At 42.3% G+C, this 20,421-nt stretch carries 19 protein-coding genes, 1 tRNA gene and 3 riboswitches; of the genes, 8 read left to right on the forward strand and 12 right to left on the reverse strand.

Going from position 1 to position 20,421, the window contains the following annotated elements:
- Positions 1–5: 5 nt before the first annotated feature.
- The 7 genes from kdpA to ACP8HI_RS19575 form a co-directional block, all read right to left on the reverse strand.
- Complete coding sequence (gene kdpA, locus ACP8HI_RS19545; RefSeq protein ID WP_438347841.1) at positions 6–1,685, reverse strand: potassium-transporting ATPase subunit KdpA; 1,680 nt, start codon at positions 1,683–1,685, stop codon at positions 6–8.
- Positions 1,686–1,734: 49 nt separating this feature from the next.
- Entirely contained in the window at positions 1,735–1,812 is a 78-nt protein-coding gene (gene kdpF / locus ACP8HI_RS19550) for a K(+)-transporting ATPase subunit F (RefSeq protein WP_438351908.1), read from the reverse strand.
- A 354-nt stretch (positions 1,813–2,166) separates the two neighbouring features.
- A riboswitch (cyclic di-AMP (ydaO/yuaA leader) is annotated at positions 2,167–2,351 on the reverse strand.
- Between the two features lie 28 nt (positions 2,352–2,379).
- Positions 2,380–2,576, reverse strand: a riboswitch (cyclic di-AMP (ydaO/yuaA leader).
- Positions 2,577–2,871: 295 nt separating this feature from the next.
- Entirely contained in the window at positions 2,872–3,702 is an 831-nt protein-coding gene (locus tag ACP8HI_RS19555) for a hypothetical protein (RefSeq protein WP_438347842.1), read from the reverse strand.
- 143 nt (positions 3,703–3,845) lie between these two features.
- Entirely contained in the window at positions 3,846–4,346 is a 501-nt protein-coding gene (locus ACP8HI_RS19560; RefSeq protein ID WP_438347843.1) for a PIG-L deacetylase family protein, read from the reverse strand.
- Positions 4,333–5,439 (reverse strand): glycosyltransferase, encoded by a 1,107-nt coding sequence (locus ACP8HI_RS19565; RefSeq protein ID WP_438347844.1) that lies wholly within the window; start codon positions 5,437–5,439, stop codon positions 4,333–4,335. The genes ACP8HI_RS19560 and ACP8HI_RS19565 overlap by 14 nt, the downstream gene beginning before the upstream one ends.
- A 345-nt stretch (positions 5,440–5,784) precedes the next feature.
- Positions 5,785–5,855, reverse strand: a tRNA-Thr gene (locus tag ACP8HI_RS19570).
- Positions 5,856–5,939: 84 nt separating this feature from the next.
- Positions 5,940–6,242 carry an MTH1187 family thiamine-binding protein gene (locus ACP8HI_RS19575; protein ID WP_438347845.1) on the reverse strand — a complete coding sequence of 101 codons (303 nt, stop codon included), beginning with the start codon at positions 6,240–6,242 and terminating at the stop codon, positions 5,940–5,942.
- Positions 6,243–6,443: 201 nt separating this feature from the next.
- A riboswitch (cobalamin riboswitch) is annotated at positions 6,444–6,707 on the forward strand.
- Positions 6,708–6,753: 46 nt separating this feature from the next.
- Here ACP8HI_RS19575 and ACP8HI_RS19580 point away from each other — a divergent pair.
- The 4 genes from ACP8HI_RS19580 to ACP8HI_RS19595 all read left to right on the forward strand — a co-directional run bounded on the left by ACP8HI_RS19580 (position 6,754) and on the right by ACP8HI_RS19595 (position 12,995).
- Complete coding sequence (locus tag ACP8HI_RS19580) at positions 6,754–8,718, forward strand: anaerobic ribonucleoside triphosphate reductase (protein ID WP_438347846.1); 1,965 nt, start codon at positions 6,754–6,756, stop codon at positions 8,716–8,718.
- Positions 8,715–9,221, forward strand: coding sequence for an anaerobic ribonucleoside-triphosphate reductase activating protein (gene nrdG / locus ACP8HI_RS19585; protein ID WP_438347847.1), 507 nt, complete (start codon positions 8,715–8,717; stop codon positions 9,219–9,221). The genes ACP8HI_RS19580 and nrdG overlap by 4 nt, the downstream gene beginning before the upstream one ends.
- Positions 9,222–9,262: 41 nt before the next feature.
- Complete coding sequence (locus ACP8HI_RS19590; protein ID WP_438347848.1) at positions 9,263–11,596, forward strand: ribonucleoside-diphosphate reductase subunit alpha; 2,334 nt, start codon at positions 9,263–9,265, stop codon at positions 11,594–11,596.
- A gap of 367 nt (positions 11,597–11,963) precedes the next feature.
- The gene (locus ACP8HI_RS19595) at positions 11,964–12,995 is read left to right on the forward strand and encodes a ribonucleotide-diphosphate reductase subunit beta (RefSeq protein WP_438347849.1); all 1,032 of its coding nucleotides are present in this window, start codon (positions 11,964–11,966) and stop codon (positions 12,993–12,995) included.
- A gap of 85 nt (positions 12,996–13,080) precedes the next feature.
- Here ACP8HI_RS19595 and ACP8HI_RS19600 read toward each other — a convergent pair whose 3' ends face one another.
- Positions 13,081–13,635, reverse strand: a complete 555-nt coding sequence (locus ACP8HI_RS19600) for a hypothetical protein (protein WP_438347850.1) — start codon at positions 13,633–13,635, stop codon at positions 13,081–13,083.
- A gap of 377 nt (positions 13,636–14,012) precedes the next feature.
- Here ACP8HI_RS19600 and serS point away from each other — a divergent pair, with 377 nt between their 5' ends.
- The gene (serS, locus tag ACP8HI_RS19605; RefSeq protein WP_438347851.1) at positions 14,013–15,305 is read left to right on the forward strand and encodes a serine--tRNA ligase; all 1,293 of its coding nucleotides are present in this window, start codon (positions 14,013–14,015) and stop codon (positions 15,303–15,305) included.
- A 217-nt stretch (positions 15,306–15,522) separates the two neighbouring features.
- Here serS and ACP8HI_RS19610 read toward each other — a convergent pair whose 3' ends face one another.
- Positions 15,523–15,819, reverse strand: coding sequence for an antibiotic biosynthesis monooxygenase family protein (locus ACP8HI_RS19610; RefSeq protein ID WP_438347852.1), 297 nt, complete (start codon positions 15,817–15,819; stop codon positions 15,523–15,525).
- Between the two features lie 109 nt (positions 15,820–15,928).
- Between ACP8HI_RS19610 and ACP8HI_RS19615 the strand changes: the two genes are divergently transcribed.
- Positions 15,929–16,828, forward strand: coding sequence for an SDR family oxidoreductase (locus tag ACP8HI_RS19615; protein ID WP_438347853.1), 900 nt, complete (start codon positions 15,929–15,931; stop codon positions 16,826–16,828).
- 127 nt (positions 16,829–16,955) lie between these two features.
- Here ACP8HI_RS19615 and ACP8HI_RS19620 read toward each other — a convergent pair whose 3' ends face one another.
- Positions 16,956–17,597 (reverse strand): NAD(P)-dependent oxidoreductase, encoded by a 642-nt coding sequence (locus ACP8HI_RS19620; protein WP_438347854.1) that lies wholly within the window; start codon positions 17,595–17,597, stop codon positions 16,956–16,958.
- Between the two features lie 188 nt (positions 17,598–17,785).
- On the opposite strand from ACP8HI_RS19620, the gene ACP8HI_RS19625 reads away from it, so the two are divergent.
- A complete protein-coding gene (locus tag ACP8HI_RS19625) occupies positions 17,786–18,094 on the forward strand; it encodes a hypothetical protein (protein ID WP_438347855.1) in 309 nt (102 codons plus the stop codon).
- Between the two features lie 91 nt (positions 18,095–18,185).
- Positions 18,186–19,049, forward strand: a complete 864-nt coding sequence (locus ACP8HI_RS19630; protein ID WP_438347856.1) for a hypothetical protein — start codon at positions 18,186–18,188, stop codon at positions 19,047–19,049.
- A gap of 144 nt (positions 19,050–19,193) precedes the next feature.
- Here ACP8HI_RS19630 and ACP8HI_RS19635 read toward each other — a convergent pair whose 3' ends face one another.
- Positions 19,194–19,418: a YezD family protein gene (locus ACP8HI_RS19635; protein WP_438347857.1), complete on the reverse strand. Its 225-nt coding sequence runs from the start codon at positions 19,416–19,418 to the stop codon at positions 19,194–19,196.
- A gap of 125 nt (positions 19,419–19,543) precedes the next feature.
- Positions 19,544–20,407 carry a sulfate ABC transporter permease subunit CysW gene (gene cysW / locus ACP8HI_RS19640; RefSeq protein WP_438347858.1) on the reverse strand — a complete coding sequence of 288 codons (864 nt, stop codon included), beginning with the start codon at positions 20,405–20,407 and terminating at the stop codon, positions 19,544–19,546.
- Between the last annotated feature and the right edge of the window lie 14 nt (positions 20,408–20,421).

Genomic DNA, 20,421 nt, shown 5'->3' on the forward strand with positions numbered 1-20,421 from the left:
TCGTTCTAATGGAGTGTTAAAAATTCGGCCACAGGGCCCAAGACAATGACCGGAAGAAACGTCAACGCCCCGATCAATAGGACAACACCGAGCAATATTCCAATAAATAGCTTATTATCCGTACGGAATGTACCGATCGTTTCAGCAACAGGTTTCTTAGCACTAAGTGAACCCGCTACTGCAAGCATCGCAATAATCGACATGTAGCGTCCAAAGAACATCACGAGACCGGTCGATACGTTCCAGAATACGTTATTATCCGCAAGCCCTTCGAAACCGGAGCCGTTGTTCGCTGCAGATGAAGTGTATTCATATAAGACCTGGGATAAACCATGGAATCCCGGATTACTTATTGAACCATAGCCCGAAGCGGTCATGAATGAGAGCGCCGTAGGAACTAAGATAATAAACGGATGCACCAGAATAACAAGTGCAATCAACTTCATTTCCCTGGCCTCAATCTTACGTCCTAAGAACTCTGGGGTCCGCCCAACCATTAGCCCACAAATAAAGACAGCTAATATTGCGTACATCAACATGTTAACCAACCCGACACCTTTACCTCCAAATACGACGTTGAGCATCATTCCAGAAAGTGCTGCAAGTCCTCCGAGAGGTGTTAATGTGTCATGCATGTTGTTGACCGATCCCGTTGTCGCAGCCGTTGTAACGGTAGAGAACAATGCCGATTGTGCTATGCCGAACCGAACCTCTTTTCCTTCCATACTACCTTGAGAAGATTCAATACCTAGCGCATTAATCGCAGGGTTTCCGGAATTTTCAGACATATAACTGACGCTTAGAAATACCAAGAACAGAATCATCATGGCTGAGAATATGACCCATCCTTGCTTCTTGTTCCTCGCAAACAGACCAAACATATACGGTAGCGATGCTGATAAAGTCCACATACTTAATATTTCAATAACATTCGTCAGTGGACTTGGATTCTCAAATGGATGAGACGAGTTGACTCCAAAGAATCCACCACCATTTGTTCCAAGATGTTTAATGGACTCCAGTGAAGCGATCGGACCCATAGATATTTGTTGCGCTACCCCTTCAAGCGTTGTTATCGAAGCTGTCGGGTCGAACGTTTGTGGTACTTTTAAGCCAACCAATACGATGGTAACAACAAGTGCTAGTGGTACGTAGATACGAATAATAGCTTTGGTGAAATCCTGAAAAAAGTTACCTAACCCTTCCCCACTCCGGGTAATCCCGCGAATAAATGCGACCGCAATCGCAGCTCCTGACGCTGCCGATGTGAACATCATCATCGTAATAATTGCCATTTGCGTTAAATAAGTCAAACCACTCTCGCCGCTGTAATGCTGCAGATTGGTATTGGTCATAAAACTGATGATTGTGTTAAGGGCGAGCGATGCTTCCATATTCTCGTTACCACTTGGATTTCCTGGCAGGATTCCTTGAAAACGTAGAAGCAAGTAACCAATGGCGACTAACGCCGCATTCGTAGCAATTAAACTCAGTACAACCTGTTTCCAATTCATACTGTCACGATTTCTTAACCCGATGATCTTGAAGATCACATTTTCGATGGAACCGAATATCTTATCCGTCCGATTGGGTTCATTGGAGAATACATGAAACATATAAGTACCCACTGGCTTCACCAGCAACAGTAGTACAACAATCACAATTCCTATTTGCAGTAAGTCCATGCTTAATATCCTCCTTATAGGGATGATTTCTTTGAATGAATATGTGTTTCTAGAATTTCTCAGGATTGACTAACGCATATATAAGGTAAATGAAGATGAGTATGGTTAATGTAAGTACAACAATCATTGTTCCCTTCCCCCTCCATCCACCAACGTTCCGCACCAATGCGTGAACAGTAACAATAATCCGAATCCAACAATTATAGTAATGACCATGTAGACATCCATCATTATGGGATTGCCCCTCTCTCATGTAGATTTTTGATGGTTGATCCTTATTCTATTTTTCAATTAGGAATCCAACGACCACGGACGGCAGATCTGAAGATACAGACAACCAAATTGATCACATCTTCCTTAATTAGGTCCTCTCTTACCTTTTAAAGACAACAAAAAAGAAGCTCAGTGAAAAGTAGCTTTTCCAGAGCTTCTTAGTAAGTCCATGACCAAATAAACTCATGAACCAGCCAGAAGGCGGTTTGCTGCCTCTCCCTGCACGCTTACGAGGTTAGCTGTCGGATTCGGGCGAGGAAGTCGCCCTATTCTCAAGTCACTGGTACAGTACTTAAGAAATTCACCCCATGGACATGTCCGGCGTTTACGCAGCAGACATCTCCGATTGGTTCCCCCGTTTCTGAATTACACAGAATTCAGCGTTCAAGACATTCTTTCAATAAACTTTACATAACGCATTCCTCTCTCAGATTTATGCTTACGAGGTTAGCTGTCGGATTCGAGCCGTGAGAGTCGCTCTACCCAGCAAAGACCGAATTGACCTTGCCAGGATTCACCCCTGCAGCTACCAATTTCCGACTCTCACACCGAAAAAAGGTAACTACTTTTGGTTCCCCCGTTCTCCGCCACAAGGCGAAAACTCAGCGAAATTAATAATTGAATATATTAACAATTTGTATTTCGTTATGAATCATACACCCGCCCCAACCTACTGTAAAGGTGACTCAACCCCTTCCTAGAGCGAAATAAGGAGTGTCTAGACCAATGATAGCGATTAAAAAATCAAATACCTCCTCCCTGCTCATTGATGCTCCCTATATATCGTTTTCTTATAAATACATTAATATATCCCTATTATTCCAATACAAAAAAGGCCCCCACGAAATGGGTGACCTTATCTGAATTTATACCTAACTTCATGACTATCTGGACCCTAACTAATTCAAATAGATTAAGGACTTTCCACCGTAATAGATCCCACATCGGAGGTCAGTGTTATCAATGGTCCACCGCCATTCATATCACTTTCCCCTTTGGGCGCTCCAACGACTCGACCGACATCGCTGCTCACTTTTAAACTATATTGAAGTGTCTCTGCGAGTATTGCCTTGATACTACCGACATCCGTTTTTGCTATGAGAGTGCTCTCGCTATCCATTTGATTAATTCCAAGTTGAAGACTACCTACATCTGACGTTATCTTGGACTCCCCTTGGATTTGAGCACCTTCGATATAAATCGTGCCCACATCACTACGAATATCATAGATCCCCTGTAGATTATGGAGTTTAATTCTGCCCACATCACTTTGGATCTTGTAGCGATTCACTGAATCTGGAAGTTCCACCTTATAATCGATGCTGAATTGTGAGAACCCGTATTCCTTCTTTACCCACTTCCACATATCCGTCTTCTCGTTACCCTTAGGGTGTGTGGTAATCTCCAATTGATCTCCTCGTGTAACTACAGAGATTTCAGTATTGTCGATAATTTCCTGATATTTGGATTCACGTGATGGCTTATTAGGAAATGAGAACGTTGCGCTCACCGTCATCTGATCATCCGTGGTCGCTGTTACCTCGATGCTGCCTACCTCATTTTCCAACAGTAGATCCGATGCAGAACCTATCTCTTGTGTGAGCGATATCTCTTTATGAATACCATCGTTCTTTAATTCCTCAGCCCAATCCGAGATCGAATCCTCAAATTTATTGGTGCATCCAGCCAGTATTATTATCGAAACGACTGCCACCATCATGATTGACCTATGTTTTCCGCGCATATAAAGTAACTCCCCCAATTCAGTGATCTTGATTTATTCATCATACAATATTAGGAAACTAATAACACCAGTCCACGGACTAGTGGTGTACTCGACTTGAGGCGGGGGAGGCAATCATATCATTATTCTATCGAATTCATTCCTTAGCGTACTTTCTTAATTTCTTCAAACTGAATATATTTCTTCAACCATTTAATATCTTGACTCTTAAAGCATTTGAGTATTTCTCTTTTCTTCGCTAATATATCGTCATCTAATTTTATATCTGAAGTATGAAACACATAAATATCTTTCTCTATTAATTCATGAACTAGTTTCGATAAAACTTGATGCTGCGTGTGACCATATTCTCCCTCTAGGTTATGAGTTACAACTTTGTCGAATGGTTGCCTTGCTAACACCTCTTCCAAATCTGACTTTAAACGAGACTGGTCAAAATCACCGCCCCATTTGTCCTCGTACTTCCATATTTCATACTCTGCATCTACCTTTTTCATTACTTTCTTGAATTCCTTGCATCTTACCTTGTTGTCACCGTTTGTCACACAAATGACCTTCCACCCCTTTTCTTGTATCAGCTGAGCTCCGCCAAAAATAGTTTCATCATCCGGATGTGCAACAATCATTAACTTATTGTAAGTCATAGCCCTCCTCCTTTCGTATGCTCTTCTTGTATATTTTGCATATATCATTGGATACAACGGAAATTTCAAAGATTTGTTCGGCCTGTTGTCTCAGCCCTTTGCTACCAAGTAAATTCGGGTTTTCCAAGAGCAATGCATCTTTCACAGCGTTTGTAATATTAGCTTGGTTCAAGGGAAGAAGCATTTTATGATCACAAAAGTAATACTGCATTGCCTTATCAAAATTATCTAATGTTACCAATCCGAAGGTTCCAGCTGCACCGATAGCTATTACTGGTCGCTCACAAAATATGGCTTCCAAAGCAACTCTTCCAGTTCCCACAACATAATTACTTATTGAATACAAATCAGGCATATCCAATCGATTCCCTATATACTGGATGCGATTTGATTTGATTGTTTCGTTAATACGCGTTTTTATTTTTTCGGTCTTCATACCGTCACCGGCAATAAGAAGATGCATGTCTGGAAACTCTTTAAGCAATTTATTTTCACATGCCTTTAACAACAGCTTGCATATCTCATATTTCTCATCTTCCAGTCTGCTGGCGTACAGTAAAACTCTAGATTTTTCAGGGATATTTAATTTTTCCTTGAGATCTGATTTCTTTACAGCAAATTCATTCATATCAATCCCATTTGGGACATGGATCGAATAGATACCTTTATTTCCCAACCATTTCTGAACAGGTATACTGACACTAATAAAAGTAGGTTTAATTGAGCATTTATTGATTGCCTCGTGCAATATCGAGTTATCGTAGTAAGTTCCGTGAATCGTATAAATCATCGGAATATTTAACTTTTGAGATAATTGTACCGCATATCTGGCACTACTCTCCAAATGAGCGTGGATCAAGTTTATTCCTTTGGTTCGTGTCCATTCAACAAATTCTTCCTTATTTTTTTTATAATTATAGACTTCACATGACAGCATTCTAAATTTATTTTCCAAAGGCCCTGCGTCCCCTGCTACAAAAACTGATACTCCTTGTTTTAATAATTCTTTTGTAAGAGAAAGAACATGCGTCTCTGTTCCACCTATGTCAAAGGCATCCAAAATCATAAGCACTCTTACATCTTTATCATCCAACTTCTTCACCCCATTCTTTTTGAAGAATTTCTTTTATATTCTTCTATTATTAAATGGTAAGAAACAAGATTCGAAACGGCTTATAACTAAACTCTTAAAAAATATGTTTTAAATTAAGAAAAACGCCTGTCGGCGTCTTTGGTACAAGAGTTATTATCAGGGGCGGAATGCATCTTTCTTCTCTTGGAGTAGGGGTTAGACTTCCCTCTTTTTCCTCCGGTTTCGATCTTTTTCGAATTAACTTCAACACAATAAGTTCCACGAAAAAAATTATACTTTCTAATCTAGCAAAAGAAGCGCGGATTCTCAAATATGAGAATCCGCGCCACATAAGGTCTTGCAGGATGCTGGTGAAGGGAATTGAACCCCCGGCCTACGCATTACGAATGTGTTGCTCACCCCTGAGCTACACCAGCATAAATAGCATCTTTCCTTCAGAAAACCATTATTTCAACTCTAATCTACCAAAAAACAATGGTCACTCTTTGGCAGATTTGAGATTACTTTAATTTTTCTTGAACCGACTGTATTTTCTGTGCACTAGAGGATGCCTTATCCCGACGATCATCCAGTTTAACAGACGTAGAGACTCTCTCTGCCCCCGATAGAAATGGAGATTCATGCAATGCGGCAATAGCACTCCATACTAATTCAAGAGGCCCTTCAATGATGGTACTCATCGATGTTAATTGATACGTTATTCCCTGCTGATCTTTCAGAACTCGCTGCATATCCGCAACATAAGCACTTAGACTTGTTGTTTGCGTTCCTATCGGAATGACTGTCACTTCTGCAATCGCCATGTTTATTTCCTCCTCTTACATTTCTTGATCTATTGTAACCATTTCACATTCTTTTCGCAAAATATAACACAAATATTTTATTCTTTCTCGCAAACGCAAGTCATAGAAGGCTTGGCAGGGTTTTCATGATTTTTTCATGAGAATCTTTCATTAATACTTGTTTACAAACACCATATATTGAGTTAGATTTATATAGCGCCACTAAATATAGTGAAAACAGGTGATTCGGCTCGTACATCAAATCCGGATCTTAAAAGGGAAGTATGGTGCAATTCCATCACGGTCCCGCCACTGTAACCCAAGAATCGAGCTGCATATTGCAGTCGAATAGGCACAGCCATTGCCACTGTGAGCACAAGCTTATGGGAAGGCGCTAGTTGCCGAATAAACGAACTCCATCTATATATGGAGCACGAATCCGTTTGCTTGGGAAGTCAGGAGACCTGCCTGTTCGACATACACAATAAATCCTACGGTGAAATAGGAAGGGTGGAATATAATAATGGTACTTATGGAATCTAGAAGTAGCTTCTCCTTGGAAGAAAAGATGCTACATGAGGTATCAGGTTTTGGCCACGATATTACAGAGAGTCTAAATGTAGAAATGCTACGTGAGAATGCCAATCTGAATGGGGAAAGCTTTTCAGGGAAAATAGGGAAATTCGGCAGTGAATATGCTAAATGGTACGCAAGATATTACATAATCCCCAAACAACTCATGGCTGCCGTGGATCATAATGATTTATATGTACATGATCTTGATCAATACGCGGTAGGTAGCACGAATTGTATCTTCATTCCATTCGACAAACTTCTATCTCGGGGCTTCAGTACAGGAAGTGGCAGTGTTCGCACACCACAATCCATTTCAACTGCGATGGCCTTAGTTGCGATAATATTTCAATGTCAGCAAAATTCTCAATACGGCGGCGTTTCCGGGAGCAAACTGGATCATGATTTAGCTCCATATGTCGCCAAGTCATTTGCGAAACATTTTCAAAAAGGGGTACACTACTTTAATGAGACTTCTGTGGTCGAAGAGTGTAACATCCATCTAGGTAACCTATCGTTACCCAACTCTCATCCACGTTCTTATTCTTTTGCTATGCAAGAAACTAGGTCAGAATGCCTTCAAGCTGCTGAGAGCTTAATCCATAACCTAAATACGATGTCCAGCCGCGCTGGAGGTCAGATTCCATTCACCAGCATCAATTATGGGACATGCACCTCACTTGAAGGTCAAATGATCATTGATAGTTTACTTAGCGCAACCATGAACGGGCTTGGATGTGGCGAAACACCTGTATTCCCCATTCAAATCTTCAAATGCAAACGTAGTATCAATCAGTCGCCAGGGGATCCTAACTATGATCTTTTCTTGAAGGCGGTTGAATGCTCAACGAAACGATTGTATCCTAATTTCGCCAACATAGATGCTCCCTTCAACCTACAGTATTATGATCCAGCAGATCCCAATACTGAATTCGCTACGATGGGTTGCCGTACTCGTGTGCTTGCCGATCGACATGGTCGCAACCGTTTGTCTGGTAAAGGTAACTTATCCTTCAATACGATTAATCTTGTTAAGTTGGGTATCAAACACGGTGTAGTTAATGGCAATATCAAGCCTAATGAGGATGGATTCCAACAAGATCTCTATCATTTCCTAGATATCGCACTTGATGGACTATTACACCGTTACAAAATCCAATCTCGCCAACCTGCCAAAGCCTCGGACTTTATGATGCGTGAAGGGGTCTGGGAAGGCGGAGAACTGCTAGGTCCTGACGACTCCGTAGAAGAATGCTTGAAGCACGGTAGCCTGTCCATAGGTTTCATCGGTCTGGGTGAATGCATGAAGGCTATGTATGGTAAACATCACGCTGAAAGTGATGTAGTATATACCAAAGCCTTGGAACTCATCTCCTCCATGCGTCGCTACTGTGATCTGAAGAGTGAAGAACATGATCTTAACATCACGTTGATGGCTACACCAGCTGAAGGTCTGTCAGGCAAGTTCACGAAAAAAGATCGAGAAGTATTCGGGTCCATTCCAGGCGTAACGGACCGCGAATACTACACTAATTCTTTTCACGTACCGGTGTATTATAACCTGCCAGCTGCGCGGAAGATTTCACTTGAAGCCCCTTTTCATGAATTGTGCAATGCAGGAGCTATCTCTTATATTGAATTAGATGGAAATGTGCGTAGTAACCAGACTGCTTTTCTCAAAATAGTTCAGTTTGCATTATCACAAAATATTGGCTATTTCAGCATTAACCATCCTATTGATCGTTGTAGCGCTTGCCATTACGAAGGCATTATCGGGGATACCTGCCCACACTGTGGAACAAAGGAAATCGACGTGCCCATGTATCGCCTGCGTCGAGTGACCGGTTACCTAACGGGTGATTACCAGACTCGCTTTAATGCGGCCAAGCAAGCCGAGGTACGCGATCGGGTCAAACACAGATGAATATTTGTGGCTACTATCCTGAATCCATTAATGAAGGTGATGGCCTGCGGGCCGTCATCTTTCTTAGTGGTTGTCGTCACCGATGCCCCGGTTGTTTCAATCCAGCAACGTGGAACTTCAACTACGGAGAACCTTTTACGGAACAACGTCAACAAGAGATCATTACTGAAATGGCTAATAACCCCCTACTTGAAGGGTTGACGCTAGCTGGGGGGGATCCTTTCTTCTCAGCAGATGAGGCAGCTGATTTCATTGATAAGGTTCGGGCAACTCTTCCTAACTTCTCCGTATGGATCTATACCGGCTATATATATGAGGATCTCATTGCTTCCGTTCACTCAGCGGAATACCATCTGCTCCAGAAATGCCAAGTCGTCATCGATGGTCCTTTTGTACAATCTTTAAAGAATACCAGTCTCCCCTTTCGCGGGAGTTCAAATCAGCGTATTATAGACATTCAAGCAAGTTTAGATTTCAACGATGCTATAATGTTGCAAATTTAATTATCAAAAATTGAAATACTCATGTTGAAAGGAAGACATTCATGCCACATTCCGTAGTAAAACCGAATAACCGCCAGCTCGCTTTTGATGAGAAGCGTCTCTCCATCTATACTGATCGCCTTCTTGAAGGATTGGACATGCTTAATAAGGATCAATTGATCCGCGGTGTATTAGCCAAGCTCCGTCGAGATGAAGTCACAGGAGAAGATGTTAGCAATGCCTTTACAATGTCTGCCTTAGAATTAGTTACGAAAGAGGAGCCTAACTGGAAGTTTGCCGCAGCTCGTTCTCTACTAACTACTTTATATAAAAAAGCTGCTCATCACCGCCGTTATAAATCGTATGCCGATGAGCCTTATGGCGCCCTTTACCCATTGATCACGGATTTGATACACAAAGGTATATACAGAGAAGAATTACTTGAATACTATACGAAAGAACAGATCGAAGAACTCGGTGAGCTCATAGATTATAAACGTGATCTTTTATTCGATTACATTGGTCTCTTAACTCTTACAGAACGCTACCTTACGACAGATTTCGATGGACATATCATGGAGCTTCCACAGGAACGTTACATGGTCATTGCCATGTTCCTTATGCATAAAGAACCCGCTGAGAGACGCATGGAGCTTGTGAAGGAATCCTATTGGGCTATGAGCAATTTATATATGACTGCTGCTACCCCTACGATGTCTAACGCTGGTAAAAAGGTTGCCGGACAGCTCTCAAGTTGCTTCATCGACACCGTTGATGATTCTTTGGAAGGCATCTTCGACTCTAACACCGATACGGCCCGTCTTAGTAAAATGGGCGGTGGAATTGGTGTCTACCTCGGCAAGGTAAGAGCACGTGGATCAGATATTCGCGGACATAAGAACACGAGCTCAGGTGTCATTCCTTGGATCCGTCAGCTCAACAATACCGCCGTCAGCGTAGACCAATTAGGTACTCGTAAAGGTGCCATCGCAGTCTATATCGATGTGTTCCATAAGGATATTCTCGCGTTTCTTGACCTCAAATTAAATAATGGTGATGAGCGTATGAGAGCACATGACGTATTCCACGGAATTTGTATTCCCGACCTATTCATGAGCGCTGTGGAGAATCGCGGAATGTGGAATCTATTCTGTCCTCATGAAGTCAAGAAGGTCATGGGCTGGAAAGATAGCAACGGTCGTCCACTTGGACTTGAAGATTTCTATGACGAAACCCTTGGTCAAGGTTCCTTCAGTGATAAATATGCCGAAGCGATTGATCATCCATTATTGTCCCGTATTACCGTTCCGGCGATCGATATTATGAAGCGTGTTATGAAGTCGCAGCTAGAAACAGGTACGCCATATATGTTCTACCGTGATACGGTAAACCGGGCTAACCCGAATAGTGCACATGGTATGGTGTATTCCTCCAACCTATGTACGGAAATTATGCAGAATCAATCGGCAACGGTTGTGGAAAAAGAAGAACTCGTTACTAAGGACGGACAAACGAGAATTATCATCTCGAAAATTCCTGGTGATTTCGTCGTTTGTAACTTGAACTCCATTCACTTGGCTCGTGCTGTTCCAGCCGGTGTATTGGATCGTCTCGTTCCCATTCAAGTACGGATGCTTGATAATGTCATCGATATTAATAATATTGAAGTGCTTCAAGCTCAATATACCAATAGTCAATATCGCGCCATCGGCTTAGGAACCTTCGGACTTCATCACTTACTAGCTCTCGAAGGTATTCGCTGGGAATCCGATGAGGCCGTCACATATAACGATAATCTTTATGAGAAAATCAACTACCTGCTCGTTCGTTCTAGTATGGAACTTTCCAAGGAAAAGGGTCATTATCCGAAATTTAAGGGCTCTGATTGGGAAAGTGGTCAATACTTTACACAACGTGGCTACACAGATGGTCAACATGAAGGTCAATATGTAACGACTTCACAGTGGCAGGAATTGCAACAAGATGTACAACAGAACGGCGTACGGAACGCTTGGATGTTCGCCATTGCACCTAATGGTTCCACTTCCATTATCGCCGGCTCCACAGCCAGCATCGATCCATTGTATGAATTGCTTTCTTATGAAGAGAAAACGACTTATAAGATTGCTAACCCAGCACCGGATCTATCTGATAAGACGATCTGGTTCTATAAAACAGCGTTTAATATAGATCAACATTGGTCCATCAATATGGCCGCTGCCCGTCAGCGTCATGTAGATCAAGGCCAAAGCTTCAATCTGTATGTTCGCCCTGATATTAAAGCGACTGATTTCTTATCGCTGCATCTTCATGCTTGGAGTTCCGGTATGAAAACAACTTACTATGTACGTAGCCGGGCGTTGACGATTGATGAATGTGAGAGCTGCAGTTCCTAAGTTTCGAAGCCTTCCAAACCACTTTCGATCCCTCCCAAACCCTCCCTTCCAAGGGAGGGCCCCAAGGGCTCTGCCCTCTGGACACCCGAAACTCTTTGGCGGAGTGAGGGGATTGGGCTCTTATGTGTGAGGATCGTTTCGTGCTAGGAGCGCTTATCGTCCCCCCCTGTTCGCTTCGCGAATGCGTTACGGGGGACCCGCTTCACTACGAGTGAAGTGAAGTAGCTCTTACTTCGCGAGCTACATGTCCTGTTTGCTCCGCAAATGCGGGAGTGCATAGAACAAACCAGAATTAACTTCCTGTTTGCTCCGCAAATGCGGGAGTGCATTAATAAAAGTATTTTTTTATAAAAGGAGTAATACAATTATGAAATTGCAACAAATTTTCAATACTGAGGCACCAAACCAATCTACACGGATTATCGAGGGCGAATGCTCAGGTATTCTGAACTGGAACGATATTCGTATGCCTCATATGTATAAATTATATAAGGTCCTATTGTTAAATCACTGGATTGCAGATGAAATTCCTATGTCCAAGGATGCACAACAATTTGCAAGATTGGATCCTGAAGAGCAACGCATCTTCAAAATTAACATTTCACTTCTTGCTGTGTTGGATTCCATGCAGACGATGTTTGTAGGGGATGTTAAGAGATATTTCACAGATTCTTCATTAGAAGCCATCTCGGCTATTATTGGTCAACAAGAAGTTGTGCATAATCAATCGTATTCGTATGTACTTTCTTCTATTGTCTCCGATCAGGAACAGAAGGAAATATTTGAATATTGGAAGCATGATCCAGTCCTTCTGGAACGCAATCGCTTTATTTCAGATATTTATCAAACCTTCCGGGATGAGCAGTCTCCACAAACGTTCTTCCACGCTATGGTAGCTGATTTGATTTTAGAGGGAATTTTCTTCTATAGTACGTTTGCTTTCTTCTATAACTTGGCTCGCGATCAGAAAATGATGGGTACTAGCCAAATGATCTCTTATATTCAACGTGATGAGAATCAGCACTGTTATTTCTTTGCTGAGGTGTTTAAGCAGCTTCTTCTTGACTTCCCAGAGCTTAACACGAAAGAAAACATCGCTTATGTGTACAAAACTATTGATAAGGCTGTTCAATTAGAGACAAATTGGGCGCATTATACTCTAAGTAATATTCCTGGTATCGATCTCAACGAGCTTGAGAATTATATTAAATATACAGCGAATAAACGTCTTACTTTAATGGGTATGGATAAAGCTTATGAAGGTGTAGATGTGAACTGTATGCCTTGGATTAAGCCTTTCTCCGATGATGCGTTGAATTCAACGAAGACAGATTTCTTCGAAGCGAAATCTCGTAACTACGGTAAAGTGGGCGACGATAACGGGTTTGACGATCTGTAATAAGTATGATCAATTAAATACAACGAAAAGGGAAGTGGCCTACAAGCCACCTCCCCTTTTTTTTCACATACATAAATATATCTTGTTATTCATCCGCCAAGAAGCCATTGTCAAGATCTTTAAGTACTTTCCATTCGTTATCCTCTTTCACGATCGTCATATGTCCTGTTTTGGTGACTACACTATGGCCTCGAGACGAGGTCAGTTCTGAGGGGCTTAGTTCAATGTCTATGCTGTAGCGAAAAGAGAATGTATCCTTTTCCATATTGTCTTGTTCCATATTTTCAAATTTAATTTTCTTTACCTGCGTATTTAGTTTATTCTTACGTGCATACTGTGAAGCTATCCCACTTTGTCTGTTGGCTACAAATGCTATATATCCCTTTTCCGTTAAGAATGGCTTGTATGCTTCTTGTACCTTCAATTTTGCCTCTTGTTCCTTCGATATATCCTCTATCTCCGTTTCGATATCAGCAACTTGGACCTGGTATTGCATCATTTTTAAACTCTTACCTACCTTTATCGCAGCCGCCTCATCACTTTCTGATGAACAGCCTGAAGCCATTAATAATAGAGAACAGGTTAGTATCACTGAACCCGCGATGATTGCCTTCGTCATCACTTTGGTCTTTTTCTTCACAATAAATCCCTCCTCTCTTACAATAACGTATGAAAATGGATTTGGTTTCCTTCTTTAGACAAAAGAAATATCAATTGTGGTCTAAATGACAGAAAGCATATTGCGCTTATTCCTCGGATACGCTATACTAATTCACAAAGAATTGAACAGTGACATTACGCCTTTGATCAGCATCCAACTGTGAGGCGTTGGCGACCGGAGTAAGTATTTCCTCTCCCTAAGTTAGCCGGCATCCGTCCGTTACCGCGGAACCGAAGAGGATCGAATACTGTCATAGACAGATTCGATCAAGTTGGGTGGCACCGCGAGCAGACGCTCCTCGTCCCAAAGGATGAGGGCGTTTTTGTGTATTTTTCAGACAAAGGAGCTCGTGAGACATGTTAGACATCCGATTTATCCGGGACAATCCGGACTTGGTACAACGAACAGCTGAACAGAAGAGAATAGAACTTTCGGTCACCGATTTACTGAACTGGGATCAGAAGAGACGCGATCTATTGAAGCAGACTGAAGATTTAAGAGCCCATCGTAACCGACTGACTCAAGCCGTCGCTACGGCCATGCAACAAGGAATGCAACAAGATTCTGAACCTCTTAAAGAACAAGTAAAAGGAATCAACAAACAGTTGACCGTTATTGAATCTGAATTGACTCATGCCACTCAACAATGTGAAGAACTGATGACGTTAGTGCCTAACGTTGTCTCTCCTGACACACCTGTCGGTAGAGATGATAGCGACAATGTGGAGATCAGACAAGTCGGGACAGTGCCAGCGTTTGCCTTTCAGACACTAGATCACGTTCAACTAGGGGAACTCCATGATCTTATTGATATTCCACGGGGTGTGAAGACTGCAGGTAGCCGAAATTATTTCCTCAAAGGTGCAGGGCTATATTTACATCTAGCCGTTCAGCGTTTGGCATTGGACCTACTTACGTCATATGGATTCACAGCGATGGACGTTCCAGTGATGGTTCGGCCCGAAGCACTTACAAAGACAGGTTTCTTCCCAACAGGACAGGACCAGACGTTTGAGATCACAGGCGAAGACAAGTGGTTAGTAGGAACTTCTGAAGTATCGTTAGTGTCGTATTATAGCGATGAGATCATTGATGTGACAGAACCGATCAAGCTTGCTGGTATGTCGGCCTGCTTCCGTAAAGAGATTGGATCAGCAGGGCGAGATGTTCGAGGTCTATACCGAGTGCATCAGTTCGCCAAAGTGGAACAAGTCGTGCTCTGTGAGAATAATGCTGAAGTATCGGAGCGAATATTGCAGGAGATTACAGGTCATGCGGAGGAAATTCTTCAATTATTAGAGCTTCCTTATCGGGTGATGTCGGTATGTACAGGGGATATGTCGCAAAAAACGTATAAGCAATATGATATCGAGACATGGATGCCTAGCCGGCAATCCTATGGGGAGACGCATTCATCTTCCAATATCTTAGATTTCCAGGCTCGTCGTTCAAATATAAGATACCGAGATGCCGACGGGAAGCTACAATTTTGCCATACACTAAACAATACAGCCGTTGCATCACCGCGTATTCTAATTCCACTATTGGAGAATCATCAACTAGCGGATGGCTCGATTTATATTCCCAAGGCACTGCGTCCTTATATGGGAGGATTGGATAAGCTTGTCCTCTCGAAGGACATCAAATAAATAACATTAACTACAGTCGCCTTCGTAACTTGGGGGATATATAGTCACTAAGTTAATGGAATTAATATACAATGTCATTGTTTCGAAGATTTGTGCCATAAGTTATCCTAAGGATAACTTATGGCATATTTCTCTTATGTATCTTACATATGAAGTTATCCGTGAAGTCAAATATGAAGCAGATGCAAATGAATGACAGGAAAGATTAGCTCAACCACTAATCTAAATCAATACCGACGTAATGTTCCACTACTGGAAAGGGATCATAGAAATGATATAATAGGCTTTTCCAATCCTTATACTCCGCAGATTCTCTAAATCCAACCGTATGGTCCTCTAGTGTTTCCCAACGTACTAACAGAATGTACTTATTGTCTTGCTCCATACATTTCTGTAATTCATGATGGATGTATCCCCTCATACTTGAAATAATCTTAGATGCTTGTCTGAAGTTATATTCAAAGTCTTCCGCTAACCCTGGCTTTACATGTAAAACGGCTGATTCAAGTATCATTTCAAAGCTCCCCATTCTCGTATATTCTACAGCTTTACACTTCCAATCATTACTCTCACCTCAATCTGGGCTACTGCATACACATATACCATGATGAAGGAGGCTAAGTATGAACCCTATTTACCCTTATTTCGGAAAAGAGACTGTGTGCAAAGAACAACCTATCGCTTTCCCACCCCAACACCAGAACCGTCAACCGGGGCTTGAAAGTCTGATGAATCCACGTCCCATTAGTGAAGACCCTCAATACTGCGGTAGCGGAAAGTTACTAGATAAAGTTGCCATCATAACGGGCGGAGATAGCGGCATCGGAAAAGCTGCGGCTATTGCCTTCGCCAAAGAGGGCGCAGACCTCGTCATCCCTTATTTAGAAGAAACTTCGGATGCAGAAGAAACGAAGTCAAGAATTGAACAGTTGGGTCGCCGCTGTCTACTCATCAAGACAGACTTAAGATTTAAGAAACATTGTTCTTCTGTCGTTGCGGAAACGATTTGTAAATTTGGAAAACTAGATATTCTTATTAATAACCACGGAGTCCAATATCCTCAAGACAGCATCCTTGATATTTCCGAAGATCAACTGTATCATACATTTCAGACGAATATTTTCCCATTCTTCTTCATGACACAAGCTGCACTTCCTCATCTTCAAAGAGGCTCCTCCATTATTAATACGGCCTCTATTACAGCTTACCAAGGGGCAAAGGATCTTATCGATTACTCCTCTACTAAAGGGGCCATCGTCTCTTTCACTCGTTCACTTGCTCTGTCGTTAGTCGATCAAGGCATTCGTGTCAACTCCATTGCACCCGGACCGATTTGGACACCTCTCATTCCTTCCAGCTACTCTGCCGAGAAAGTGAAGGTATTCGGAACAGATACACCTATGAAGAGAGCTGGTCAACCCTATGAGTTAGCGCCTGCCTATGTTTATCTAGCCGGGAGAGAGTCCTCTTATGTGACGGGTGAATGTATTCACGTCAATGGTGGTGCGATGATCACGACCTGAACTAAAAAAGGCTATTTACCACAAGTGATTCATGGTAAATGGCCATCTCAGTTGTTCCCCTTATTCTACTATGTTGGATGGCTCTTTAGGCATTGAGATTCTCATTATGCAGCCAATCCTGAATTCCTTAGTATGCCACTGTAAATCGAGCACGCACGAAATAAGGATCTTCTAACTCATCAATCAACGCTACAGCATAATCTTCTGCCGAGATAGAACTTCTATCCCCTTCATCCAGTATAAGCATGTCCATTCCAATTCTGAATTGACCGACGCGACGTCCATAAGTAATATGCGCCGGAGGGCTACAATACGTCCAGTCCACGTCAGAGTTACTATATATTTCATAAGCCTGTTCATGGGCAATGGCTAACGGTTTAGATTCTAAAGGATATTCTTCCGTATTCATCCACTGGATACCCGATGCAACCTTGAGGCTTCCTGCTTCACCTACTACAAGAAGTCGGGATACACCCGAACGACGCACACCCTCAACGAGTGAATGAGCCACTTTTACTAATCCTTCTTCCTCTCCATGTACAGGACCAAATGCGCTGATGACAGCCTGGTGCCCTTCACAAATGGCTGTAACATCATCACAATCCATCACATTTCCTTCCACTACATGTAGATTCTCATATAACTCTGTCAGCAAGGTACGATCTCGTACCACAGCAGTAACTTCATATCCGCGATCAAGCGCTTCTTTCATAATAAGCTGTCCTATTTTCCCATTGGCTCCGAACAACACCACTTTTGAATTCATCATATATTCCTTCTTCCTACTATTAATCAGACCACACTATGCGCCATCTATTTTAAGATTCATCCTGTTATCTTACCACTTTGGGAGCGAGGTTACACCTCTTTTCATTGGTTGCTAATATTCACAAATACTCTTGGATAGGTTATATATATAATATAGAAGTCCATTCTGTACTAAGGAAGGTGTCACTAATGTCGAATATATCTAAGCTTTTGAAATGGATTACATTTACCCTTGAAGCCTTTTTTGCTATTCCACTTATAGGTGGCGCGTACATTCTCTCTCACGGTTGGCTACCGCTTGGCATCGCACTGCTCTTGCATATTGCTGCCATTATCTCTCTCTTGAAGGATCGAAGATCTATCATTGGCAATGGATTAGGGGTTATTGCCTCCATAGTAGGTATCATCCCTATTATAGGGTGGCTCATGCACGGGATTACCGCAATCGTGCTTTTAATAGAAGCCATTACCGGCTCACGGAATAGACCACAGGTTTAGGAATCTAGACCCTAGATTAGAGCCTTCATCTCCTTGTAATATCAATGTTCTTGTGCAATAGTAAATATAGAATAATGAAGGGGGAATGAAGTTGTCCCTTACGGTTAAGGAAATCATTAATACTTTCTCGAATTCAATTGAAGCCATGATAGCAGCTGGTATAGCTATTGTTCTATTTATATGGATGTATATACGTACAGCTCTACATTTAAGAATGGCAGGCAAAGAACAATTAGATCGACTACAACAGTCTTTGTTGTTGTACAGCCGTGTAACGGGTCCTCTTGGAGAAATGATGGAGCGTGATGAGCCGAGCGCTGAGGAAATAAGTCATCTGATATTTCTACTGGAGGAATGTAAGGCAGCACCACTACTTACAAACGATCTGCAAGAGCAGATGGATGCTTACATAAGAGAGCGAGATCTATCTCGTTTATCAATGCTTTATAAAACTTGGGTACGTGAGGTCAATCGACGGATTGAGGAACAAAGTACTCTCTTACGCAAATGGGAACGTCCGAGCTGGGGCTTTAGCTTCTGGCTATTGTTGAAGCCCGCTCTTCCTTTTATGGCAGTGGTTGCTATTCTATTGTGGAGCTTACAGCTTTCAGATACTCTTTCCAGAATACCAAGCTGGGACTCCTCGCCCTGGGGTATCATTAATGCATGGGCCCGCTTTATCTCTTGCCTTGTAGCAACGGCTTCCCTTTACCTTGTGTTCATGTATACTCGACGAAAGACAAATGTTATTGTCCATACGATTCTGTATATATTGATCTCTGTTGCTACCTTATTCCATTTATTTGGTTTGAATTCAGCACTTTATATTGTTGCTGCACAAGGGATCCTCTATGTGGCAGGCTTCAGCCTTACCACAACACGTACACGCAGAGACCGACCCTATGCCGGTCGTGATCTTGTCATTGAAGTTGAATCACGAATCAAGGGAGAATGATCGCCCCCTGCGAACCCATCATCTTGAACAATCTTAAACAGCCCCGCTGCCGTTCGAAAGCTTCTATAACTAGGAAGCTTTCGCCTTCGACAACGGGGCTATTATCTTTAAGATGTTGTTTACAACCATATCTTTAGGTATCCCTTAGATAGAGCTAGATTCTCTAAGATGCCGAGACCCTGAACGATGAGCAGAATTAGTCTTGACGACCCCTAAGGGCTTATTCTCAAAGCGCTTTCGTTCCGTTCGCTCCATCTGTACGATCTGTCCTTCATGCACTACGATCTGGAGTGAGCCAAATTCCATATCATTTAGGAGCTCCGCAATACGTCCCAACCATACCTCATCCATTTGAAGTGGTTTTGCCATCGTGCCGCCTCCTCCTCAGGGTAGTGAACCTAACACTTTTATTAGTTATATTCATTTTAATTTAATATCATTCTTTTCCAACCCATTTAGTATGGATTAACCTTACCATGAGCTGAAAAGTGTTGTCAATAGGCGTTTTTCCGAGAGAACCATCCCTTCAATAGTAACGTCACCATGGCTAATAGAAGCAATAATGATGCGACTGCAAATGAGGCAGAGAATTGATATTCATTGTACAGAATTTCAACATGTAGCGGCAACGTATTGGTCTCTCCACGAATATGTCCCGAAACAACCGAGACAGCCCCAAATTCCCCCATTGCTCTAGCATTACACAGTATAATGCCATAGAGCAGTCCCCATTTAATATTAGGCAACGTTACTTTGAAGAAGACCGTCCATCCCCCAGCACCCAATGTAACAGCAGCCTCTTCTTCTTGTTGTCCTTGATCCTCCATGAGTGGAATGAGTTCTCTAGCAACAAAGGGAAAAGTCACGAATAGTGTCGCCAAGACAATACCAGGTACAGCAAATATAACTTTGATATTATGAGCACTAAGCCACGGTCCGAACCAGCCATGCGCGCCAAATACCAAGACGTAGATCAATCCCCCTATAACAGGCGAAACAGCAAATGGAAGGTCAATCAACGTTATTAAGAGTCCTTTGCCACGAAATTTAAACTTCGTTACTGCCCATGCAGCAACTACTCCAAACACGGTATTCAATGGTACCGTAATCAATGCAACAACTAATGTCAGCCTTAAAGCAGACATCGCATCTGGGTCCGTAAGAGCGGCCGCATAGACCGACCAACCCTTTTTCAAAGCTTCTGTTAGCACCATAATAAGTGGCAATACAATTAACCACATTAATACCAATCCTGCCGAAATAATCAGAAGCCATTTAACCCAACCCGCTTCGGTTGTTGCCGGGGAGGTGATCCCTTTTACAGTAGGTGTAGCGATTACGGGTGCAATTCCCACCATAGTCCCATCCTCCT

This window comes from Paenibacillus sp. FA6, assembly GCF_051550225.1.
Lineage (GTDB): Bacteria > Bacillota > Bacilli > Paenibacillales > Paenibacillaceae > Paenibacillus_AQ.

Bases quoted from the DNA above. Each gene is read 5' to 3' on its own strand.
- kdpA (WP_438347841.1), bottom strand. From the start codon at position 1,685: ATGGACTTACTGCAAATAGGAATTGTGATTGTTGTACTACTGTTGCTG.
- kdpF (WP_438351908.1), bottom strand. From the start codon at position 1,812: ATGATTGTTGTACTTACATTAACCATACTCATCTTCATTTACCTTATA.
- ACP8HI_RS19555 (WP_438347842.1), bottom strand. From the start codon at position 3,702: ATGCGCGGAAAACATAGGTCAATCATGATGGTGGCAGTCGTTTCGATA.
- ACP8HI_RS19560 (WP_438347843.1), bottom strand. From the start codon at position 4,346: ATGACTTACAATAAGTTAATGATTGTTGCACATCCGGATGATGAAACT.
- ACP8HI_RS19575 (WP_438347845.1), bottom strand. From the start codon at position 6,242: ATGGCGATTGCAGAAGTGACAGTCATTCCGATAGGAACGCAAACAACA.
- ACP8HI_RS19580 (WP_438347846.1), top strand. From the start codon at position 6,754: ATGGAATCTAGAAGTAGCTTCTCCTTGGAAGAAAAGATGCTACATGAG.
- nrdG (WP_438347847.1), top strand. From the start codon at position 8,715: ATGAATATTTGTGGCTACTATCCTGAATCCATTAATGAAGGTGATGGC.
- ACP8HI_RS19590 (WP_438347848.1), top strand. From the start codon at position 9,263: ATGCCACATTCCGTAGTAAAACCGAATAACCGCCAGCTCGCTTTTGAT.
- ACP8HI_RS19595 (WP_438347849.1), top strand. From the start codon at position 11,964: ATGAAATTGCAACAAATTTTCAATACTGAGGCACCAAACCAATCTACA.
- serS (WP_438347851.1), top strand. From the start codon at position 14,013: ATGTTAGACATCCGATTTATCCGGGACAATCCGGACTTGGTACAACGA.
- ACP8HI_RS19610 (WP_438347852.1), bottom strand. From the start codon at position 15,819: ATGATACTTGAATCAGCCGTTTTACATGTAAAGCCAGGGTTAGCGGAA.
- ACP8HI_RS19615 (WP_438347853.1), top strand. From the start codon at position 15,929: ATGAACCCTATTTACCCTTATTTCGGAAAAGAGACTGTGTGCAAAGAA.
- ACP8HI_RS19620 (WP_438347854.1), bottom strand. From the start codon at position 17,597: ATGATGAATTCAAAAGTGGTGTTGTTCGGAGCCAATGGGAAAATAGGA.
- ACP8HI_RS19625 (WP_438347855.1), top strand. From the start codon at position 17,786: ATGTCGAATATATCTAAGCTTTTGAAATGGATTACATTTACCCTTGAA.
- ACP8HI_RS19635 (WP_438347857.1), bottom strand. From the start codon at position 19,418: ATGGCAAAACCACTTCAAATGGATGAGGTATGGTTGGGACGTATTGCG.
- cysW (WP_438347858.1), bottom strand. From the start codon at position 20,407: ATGGTGGGAATTGCACCCGTAATCGCTACACCTACTGTAAAAGGGATC.